This window comes from Microcystis sp. M53598_WE2 (genome assembly GCF_030067735.1).
GTDB lineage: Bacteria > Cyanobacteriota > Cyanobacteriia > Cyanobacteriales > Microcystaceae > Microcystis > Microcystis aeruginosa.
Map to the genome: position 1 here is coordinate 1 of NZ_JASJFE010000191.1, position 7,957 is coordinate 7,957.

Annotated in this window: 8 protein-coding genes; 3 read left to right on the forward strand and 5 right to left on the reverse strand. The window is 45.8% G+C overall.

The features are described from left to right. Positions 1 to 182: 182 nt before the first annotated feature. Positions 183 to 497 (reverse strand): hypothetical protein, encoded by a 315-nt coding sequence (locus PX636_RS04120; protein WP_002735918.1) that lies wholly within the window; start codon positions 495 to 497, stop codon positions 183 to 185. A 389-nt stretch (positions 498 to 886) separates the two neighbouring features. Here PX636_RS04120 and PX636_RS04125 point away from each other — a divergent pair, with 389 nt between their 5' ends. The 3 genes from PX636_RS04125 to PX636_RS04135 all read left to right on the forward strand — a co-directional run bounded on the left by PX636_RS04125 (position 887) and on the right by PX636_RS04135 (position 3,501). Next, positions 887 to 1,390 carry a hypothetical protein gene (locus PX636_RS04125; RefSeq protein ID WP_288116296.1) on the forward strand — a complete coding sequence of 168 codons (504 nt, stop codon included), beginning with the start codon at positions 887 to 889 and terminating at the stop codon, positions 1,388 to 1,390. A 248-nt stretch (positions 1,391 to 1,638) separates the two neighbouring features. Then, positions 1,639 to 2,853 carry a hypothetical protein gene (locus PX636_RS04130; RefSeq protein WP_353853454.1) on the forward strand — a complete coding sequence of 405 codons (1,215 nt, stop codon included), beginning with the start codon at positions 1,639 to 1,641 and terminating at the stop codon, positions 2,851 to 2,853. A 48-nt stretch (positions 2,854 to 2,901) separates the two neighbouring features. Continuing rightward, positions 2,902 to 3,501 (forward strand): hypothetical protein, encoded by a 600-nt coding sequence (locus PX636_RS04135; protein WP_288059668.1) that lies wholly within the window; start codon positions 2,902 to 2,904, stop codon positions 3,499 to 3,501. A gap of 110 nt (positions 3,502 to 3,611) precedes the next feature. Here the strand turns inward: PX636_RS04135 and PX636_RS04140 are convergent, their stop codons facing one another. The 4 genes from PX636_RS04140 to PX636_RS04155 all read right to left on the reverse strand — a co-directional run bounded on the left by PX636_RS04140 (position 3,612) and on the right by PX636_RS04155 (position 7,755). Beyond that, positions 3,612 to 4,817: a tetratricopeptide repeat-containing S1 family peptidase gene (locus PX636_RS04140; RefSeq protein ID WP_288116298.1), complete on the reverse strand. Its 1,206-nt coding sequence runs from the start codon at positions 4,815 to 4,817 to the stop codon at positions 3,612 to 3,614. Positions 4,818 to 4,846: 29 nt separating this feature from the next. Beyond that, positions 4,847 to 5,776, reverse strand: a complete 930-nt coding sequence (locus PX636_RS04145) for a S1 family peptidase (protein WP_288116299.1) — start codon at positions 5,774 to 5,776, stop codon at positions 4,847 to 4,849. Between the two features lie 106 nt (positions 5,777 to 5,882). Beyond that, entirely contained in the window at positions 5,883 to 6,506 is a 624-nt protein-coding gene (locus PX636_RS04150; RefSeq protein WP_288116300.1) for a COP23 domain-containing protein, read from the reverse strand. A gap of 160 nt (positions 6,507 to 6,666) precedes the next feature. After that, a complete protein-coding gene (locus PX636_RS04155; RefSeq protein WP_002774283.1) occupies positions 6,667 to 7,755 on the reverse strand; it encodes an isocitrate/isopropylmalate family dehydrogenase in 1,089 nt (362 codons plus the stop codon). Positions 7,756 to 7,957: the final 202 nt, after the last annotated feature.

Below are 7,957 nucleotides of genomic sequence, written 5' to 3' on the forward strand. Positions count from 1 at the left end.
AAAGTGCCGACCATTGGAGTGATTGGGGGGAAAATTCAGGTACTTTTTCCCTGAAAATTAGGTAGTTGACCACCTGAAAATCGATAAAACCCCACACACCACACCCCCCACCCCACACCCCACACCCTGCCCCCAGGAAAAACTTTTTCAGCAAGCCCTATTTATTGGGGATTTGGTCGGATTTAGCTGGCTGCGGGTACACGGCTGCCGCTAACTCCGGGGACAGGACCACGACGAATGTTGGTTTCCGCTTCGATGGGAACGAATTCAATATGATTGAGGAGGGTAGTAACGAAAGCAAAGAGTAAAAAAGGCAAAGAGAGGACGACGACTAACCCCACGGTAGCGAGGGCGAAAATTTGTCTAGTGCTACTCCAAAGAGCTAGAGTGGAAGCCAGAGTAAGAAAAATAACGATTAACCAAACGATTATTTGTCCGTAAATATCTCCGAAGGTGAGGGTGCAAACCATGCGATAGTTACGAAAATCCTTATCCATAACAGTAAACCCGTAGATAGTCAGTTATTGTTTCAGGGTAAGTCTAGAATCGTCACCTTGGTCAATATTTAAAGGTTTTTATAAACACTTGTTGATAAATCTTTACAATTCTGCGCCGAGCGGGTAGCCAAATCTAGAGATAAGTAGGGAGGCACAATTATTTGTAGGATGGGTTAGCGGTAGCGTAACATAATCGGCCGTTGGGTTTCATGCTTCAACCCAACCTACGTTCATCTTATATTTAATTCCACCCACCTACTTAAGAGCGGTATTGTGTGGTTGCTCTCCTAAGAATTGATAAGAATTGCTAAGAATTAGCAAAAAACTTGCCAAAACTTTGGCGAACGCTCTTTACAATTAAGTTAGAAGGGCAAGGAGGAGCAAGCCTAATGAAAACTTTTGTTGAGCGTTATCGGTCTTGGTTTAATTGGACAACCCTAGCCATGGTTGTTCTTGGTTTCTGGTTAAGTGCCAGTTTCGTCATCGATTTAATCATTATCCCCAGCTTATCCGTAGCTGGCATGATGACACAAAATGGCTTTGCCAGTGCCGGTTACTTGCTATTTGGCATTTTTAACCATCTGGAATTAGTTTGTGCGGCGATTGTGCTGTGTAGCTTTGTTGTCTTCCACCGCTATCATACCTTAATCCATCTCCCCGAACATCGATCGCTTCTATTCGCCGGTGTTCTCTTAGTAATCACCCTAATTTACACCTATTTTCTCACTCCCAATCTGAGCGCTATGGGTTTACTGGCTCCCGTTGCCGCGTCGGGAATGTCGGGAGAAATGATGTCTTTACAGATTGGTTATTGGTTTCTAGAAGTGGTTAAAGGTTTGATAGCTTTTACCCTGTTGCGCTGGTGTTGGCGAGATGCCTTTAAGTTAGCTTAGTTTTTGATTACAAGCGGGGTTCAACCCGCTTTTTTTGGTTCTAGCAATATAATCCGCCTATTTGATTCCTGAACAGAGACGCAGCACAACCATCGAAGCCAAGAATAGAGGTCGTAAATATTTTACATTTCATTTAGGCGCACTAGGGGATTCCATGATTGATAACGAACAGGTTTAATAACTTGCTATCTAAAAATAAATCAGTTACAATTCTGGCCAATTAACTTCGTCTGTGAGGAAAGCTGGAAGTGTTGTTAAAAAAAGCCAAAAGAAACAGCCAGATGAGACAGATATTTTCTGGAGGAATTTTGATCACATCCTGTTTGGGGACAGCCATACTTTGCGATGGGGTGAAGGCCCTTCCTTCCCCCTTAGACATTGACGCTGCTTCTATTCGGGTATCCCAGGAAAAAATTACCATTAATTCCCCCGTAGAATTAGAGAGGACAGAAAGAGTTCTGACAACCAATTCCTTCTCGACAACAGAGGGATTAGCCGATAGTAATCTGCCCTCATCCTCAGAAAATAAACTAGAGAAATCTTCCCGCGATACTTTAGCAACAGAAAAGACCGGGACAATTTCAACCCTAGAAGAATGGAAGGCGAATCTAGGGACAATGCAAGCGAGTCAGCTTTTCCCAGCAGGGGGTAATAACTCGCCAGAAGTCGAAAAATGGCAAGCGCAAGCATCCACCCCAGTTGATACCAATGTTTCCCCCGAATTACAGCGTTTACGTCAAGATTTTCTGATTGAGGAACCGAAAACCCTTTCTGCGAAACTGGCGGAATTTGTGGTTGCCCCTAGTGGCAGTATCTCTACTCCCATCGGTTTTGGAGCGAATTTTGGGCAGATTTTCGGTGGTTTCGCTTTCCAGTCGAGAACCCGTTTTACCAATCAAGCAGATGGCGGGTTAGCCCTAGGGGTCGGTTTAGGAGAACGCCAGAAAATTGTCGGTTTAGATGTAACTCTGGCGATTTTGAGCCTTTTTGGTGATAACGCCGGACGGGGTAGTTTTAGCTTTAAAATTCACCGTTCTCTGCCAGAAGGTTTTGCTGTGGCCCTAGGATTTGAAAACGCCATTCGCTGGGGTGGGACAGATGCCGGTAGCAGTATCTACGGGGTGGTGAGCAAATTTTTTCAGTTCACAGAAACAACGAAAGAACCCTTTAGTCAATTGACGCTCTCCTTGGGTGTTGGTGGTGGTCGTTTTCGCTCGGAAGGAGCCATCGAAGATGGGGTAAATTCCCTCGGTGTCTTTGCTAGTGCGGGTTTACGAATTGTTGAACCGGTCTCGGCCATTGTCGAATGGTCGGGTCAAGATTTAAACGCAGGTATTTCCCTGATTCCCTTCCCGAAAGTCCCCTTGACGGTTAACCTTGCCGGTGCTGATTTAACGGGGAATGCCGGGGACGGCGCTCGCTTCGTCATGAGTATCGGCTACAATTACTTTTTCCCCCGTTAGTCGGTTTTTAGATTGTCTAATTTAGCTTTTTGAATGAGGATTAAGACCATGTTGATGAAATGGTTGACTAATTGGCAAGTTTCCCTAGTGGCGGCGGTTTTGCTGACCAATGCCCTAGTCTCTCCCGTTATGGCGCAAACCGGCAACCAATCCGATGCCACTGGCCCAATTCTTTCCACCGGTGATTTTGCCGGTCAAACTTTCCCCAGCACCACGACGGTAACGGGATTTCAGGGGGGAGAACCGGCTCAAATCGCTGTTAATCAGGCGGCCGCTTCTCTGAATACTCTGTTAGCTGATAATAATTTAACCTCCCTCACGGGTACCCCGATTCCCGCAGCCGTTCAGCAATCGCTACTGAGCATCTTAACAGGGGATGCACAGGCGGGTAATAATATCAATGCTGTCATTGCCGCTCTTTACTCAGCCCCCGGCACAGCGCCTTTAAATGTTATTGAAGACTTATTGGCCAGCTTAGAGAGACTGCTCAAAGATAAGAAGGTAGTTCCAGCTAAATTGCTGGCGGCGGTGCGGGCCTATAATGCGATGATTTTAGCCAGTAACGAAGAGTTTCTCCGCAATCCCCCCGCAGAACTACGAGCAATTCAAGCATTCTTAGCTAAATTGGTGCAACCCACTATTAGCTAACCGCGTTTTCCCTACTGACTTGAAAGAGGGTGTGGGGTGTCGGGTGTGGGGTGTAGGGAAGGAAACCTCTTTCATCTGTGGGGGTGAAAATTTTTTCATCGGGACTGACTTCACCATAGTCTTCTCGGATTAGAGGGCTCTGGTGAAGGCTCTACGGTGGGCGCGGTGGTTGGCTGTGAGGGGGTTAGAGAAGGGGTATTTCCTCCCCCTAAGGATTCTTGGAGCTTGTCTCGCAGTTTTTTGGCGGTATCGGACTTAGGATTAATTTTGAGAGCTTGTTCGTAGGCGGCCAGCGCCTCTTGGGAGCGTTTCCAGTAGGTCAAGACCAGACCTTTCCCATACCAAGCTTGATAGAGTTGAGCATCGAGTTGCAAGGCTTTTTCATAGGCGGCATAGGCGAGGGCTAATTGTCCTAACCGCCACATTGTATTGCCTTGATTAAGCCAGTTTAGGGGATTAGTATCGTTCTTATGGGGAAATTCAAAAGCCTTGTATAATTCATCCCCAATTTCTTGCAAAGATAAGGTATTGGGGGGCGAATTTTCGACATTTATCTGCCCTTGAATGCCAGACTGGGGTGCTAATTTCAAAAAAGTAGTGATGGGAATAGCGAGACTAAAGCCAATTGGCACGGGAACCTTTTCGATTTTTTCGGCTTCATTTTGTCCGTGAACCGCGATGACTCGTCCATTGATATCCAACAATGGACCGCCACTCATGCCCCCATAGGTGACACTGGTATAAACTATCTCATACCCCAACTCCGGAGGAAATATTTTCAGCAAGGGTGTAATGTCCTTGGGTAGCACTTTCCCCAGATTGAACAATCGTTTCCGCTTGCCGATAAATTTCGGGTCGGGCCATCCAGAAGCAAAAATAAATTGTTCGTCAGCTACTTGATAGTTAGCCAAGGTCGCTAACTGATAATTTTGGTCGCTCTGAAACTGCACGAGAGCTAGATCTACTCCGGGTAATTTTTTGATGCTATTGTAATCGAGCGGATATTTCTTACCATCCCAGGTAATAATTTTTAGTTGATCGTAATAGAACTTGCAGGCATCTCTAGCATCTTTACAGATTACATGACTAGCAGTAAGAACAGTATAAACCCTTCCTTCTTTGGCAATAATTGATCCAGAGCCATTAGCAGTAATTTTCCCATTCGCCCCCTCTTCTTCTGAGGGGATTAAAACGGTAATCTTTTCAGCAGTTTTTTCTATCTGCTTAGTTGTTGATGCCTTAGCAATCTGAGGAGAAACCACAAACACCGCTATACTAACTAGGGCGGCGGAAATTTTTAAGAAATTGTTGCTCATTCTGGTTTAAAAATACAGTTGAGTGGAATTTACCAGAGTGGTGTGGGAGCGGGATTCTTTTCTCTTGGGGTTGACGAGGATGGAGAAGGAAAATCTTCCCAGAAAGTGGGTTCTCTATGGGTGGGAAGCGGTGGGGGTGACACTGCGGGCCGTTGCCGACTGGAAGCAGATAAAGAAGATGACCCCGATTGTAAAAAAGTCCCGATAGGAATCGCCCAACTTAATCGACTCATTTGTTCCCACAGTGCTGGTGAAGTCACTGTTCCATCAGCAAAAACGTAGGATTTACCCCAGAGAGGATAAGCATGAATCCCGTTAATACCAATAACTTTACCTTGCCGATTTAGCAGCGGTCCGCCACTCATACCATTTTTAATCTTATTGGTGTAGCCGATTTGGTAGCCTCTCGAAAAGGATTTATCACTCAAAAGCGACAGTTTACCCACGGTGAAGGTAAATCCTTGTTCTGTCGGGCGATCGCCATCGAAGGGAAAGCCAGCGGCGAAAACTTCATCTCCGATAGCGAGATCATCGACATTAGCCAAATCAGCAATAGAATAAACTTGGCTACTGCGAAAAGAAACTAAGCCTAAATCATAATCATTCAAGCGAACTGTTCTGACCAACTCACCCCGATGTATCTTGCCGTCAGGGGTTTGTATTTGCCAACCCCGATAGCGATACCGCCCTAAAACATGGTCATTCGTGAGGACTTTGTAGGAAGAACCCTGCTTTTCAACTAAAATGCCCGAACCCCAGCCTTGCCCTGATAACACCTTAACAGTAATTGCTCTGGCTAACTGACGCAGCTGTTGTTCTGAAAGTTGTTGAGAGCTATGGGCATTGGCCTGGTTAGGTTCCAGAGCAGGAGCATAGCTTTGGACAGCAAGCAAAGGTGTGGACAGTCCCAATAATAAACTGCCCGCACCAGCCAAAATTCTTTTTATCGCCCGACTCACTTGATTACTATGCTCCTATCTATAGAACTAGAAAAGTTTACCAAACAGCGGGCGTTGGGTTTCCTTGCGTCAACCCAACCTACCTTATCTATAGAACTAGAAAAGTTTACCAAACAGAACCGCCTGATGGTTTTTGGGGGGGTTGTTCGGGAGAAGTCTCCGGCAGTGGAGAGGGGGACGAACCGGTGGCAGGATTTGTTTCCACGGGAGCATTTTCTAGGAATTTATTGAAATAGACAATGACAGAATCCGATGAGCTTTCAAACAAAGGATCGGTTCCGGCTCCCTCCCGGAGGTCGAATAGCTGTTGGATTTTCTCGGTTGCGTCTTCCCCTCTCTTGAGGGTAAATAATAGGTTACTGCTATTTGCCCGTTCTCGTCCATGACTAGGGGAATAGATGACCGGCAGACCATTGAGATAGCCAGTGGTAATAATATCAATTCCTCTAGGTCGAGCGTCAAGGGTATTGAATCGTTTAGTTACTTCTAGACACCGTTGCTGGGGAGTGTAACCGGAACCGCTAGAATAACCAGAAACCCAACGAATCACAGGTTTGCGTTCATTAGAGCCGACTTTGACATAGGTTGTGGGAACTCCCACATGGGGGCCTGTCACTGGTAAAAGACACTCGAATCTGGCTTGAGCTTGGCTCGGTGATTGTAAGGTCAAGGCAGGTCCTACACCAATCAGAGCAATAGTCAGAGTTTTTGTCAAAGTTTGTAGTTTCATTGTCCTTATTCTAATCCTGCAAAGGGACTCTACTATACACTTCAAAGGTAGCTGTTATTTCTCCGCAAAACCAACAAAAGCAAAGCTTTTGCAACAATTCTTATTTTTTGGGATTACCCTTTCTTCAAACCACTTTAAGAGAGCAATCAGATGAGTTCGTTTACCCCAAAGCAGACCAAACTTCTAACTTACTGACCACGCGACGAATCACCTCATCGGTAAACTCACTCATGGTCATTTGTCCCCCTAAATCGGGGGTTTTTTTGCCCTCGTGAATAGTTTCAAAGACACTTTCATAAATTGCCCGAGAAGCTTTGCGCGCCTCGCTAGTTTCGATATAACCTAACAAAGCTGCCGAGGCTAAAATCATCGCCATGGGATTAGCAATATTTTTGCCCTCTAAAGCCGGTGCCGTGCCGTGGGGAGCTTCTGCCATAATGGTTTTAACCGCTAGGGTCTCCTCATCAAATCCCAAAACTAAACTTTCGGCCCCGGCAATACTGCCATAGAGTTGCAAGACAAAATCGGATAATAAATCGCCATCGCGATTAAGTGCCGGAATCACCAAAGCTTCGCCGTCGGTTTGTAAAAGTAGGGCAAAAGTTGCATCAATTAACAGGGGTTGATAACGCACTTCCGGATGTCTTTGGGCCGCCGCGTCTAATTCCTCTTTAAACATCCCTTCGTAGGTGGCACTAACGGTGAATTTTGGTCCGCCAAATACCCGCGCCCCGGTTTTTTTGGCCTGTTGAAAGGTAAACTCGGCCACAGCGCGACTGGTAGCCCTAGAAATGCGCGAGGTGCGATAGGCAATTTCATCGCCGGTGGCGGTGGTTTCTCGCCATTCTTTGGCCCCGTAGGCATCATCAACGGCCATGCGGACAATGGCAATGGGAGAATAAACGCCCCCAATCGGACGAATACCGGGGATACGGCGACCGATACGGAGAATTACCTGAGAATTCATTGCTTCTCTTAAAATAGCGTTGGGACTGCCCACATCTCCTTTAATTTCTGGGGTAATAGTGGCAGCTTTGAGAGCTAATCCGGTTTTTAGAGTCGCTTCGGCGGCCTCGTGAACCACTTGATTGTTACTCTGGCGACGCTGGGCTAAACTAAGATCAAAATCGGCAAAGTTAAGCGGTTGACGAATTATCGAGGGTTGCAATACTCTCAGGGCTTCTAGTAATAGTTCTTCTCCAGTTTGGTCGCCGTGCATGACCACAATGGTGGGGATATTTTCCGTCATAATTTTTGAGTTTTAATAAAAATTTTCAAGTATATCTTAATGCTTAATTGGCTGGTTAATCGGCTAAAAAAGATACTTTTTACCTTAATTAATTCTGTAGTTTTATCAATCTTGCAAGTAGCTGGTTATAAGTACCTAGGCAAAATTAATTACATACTCGCCTCCAAAATTGTCCAGCACTTTTTTAACGTAAGCGAGGAGG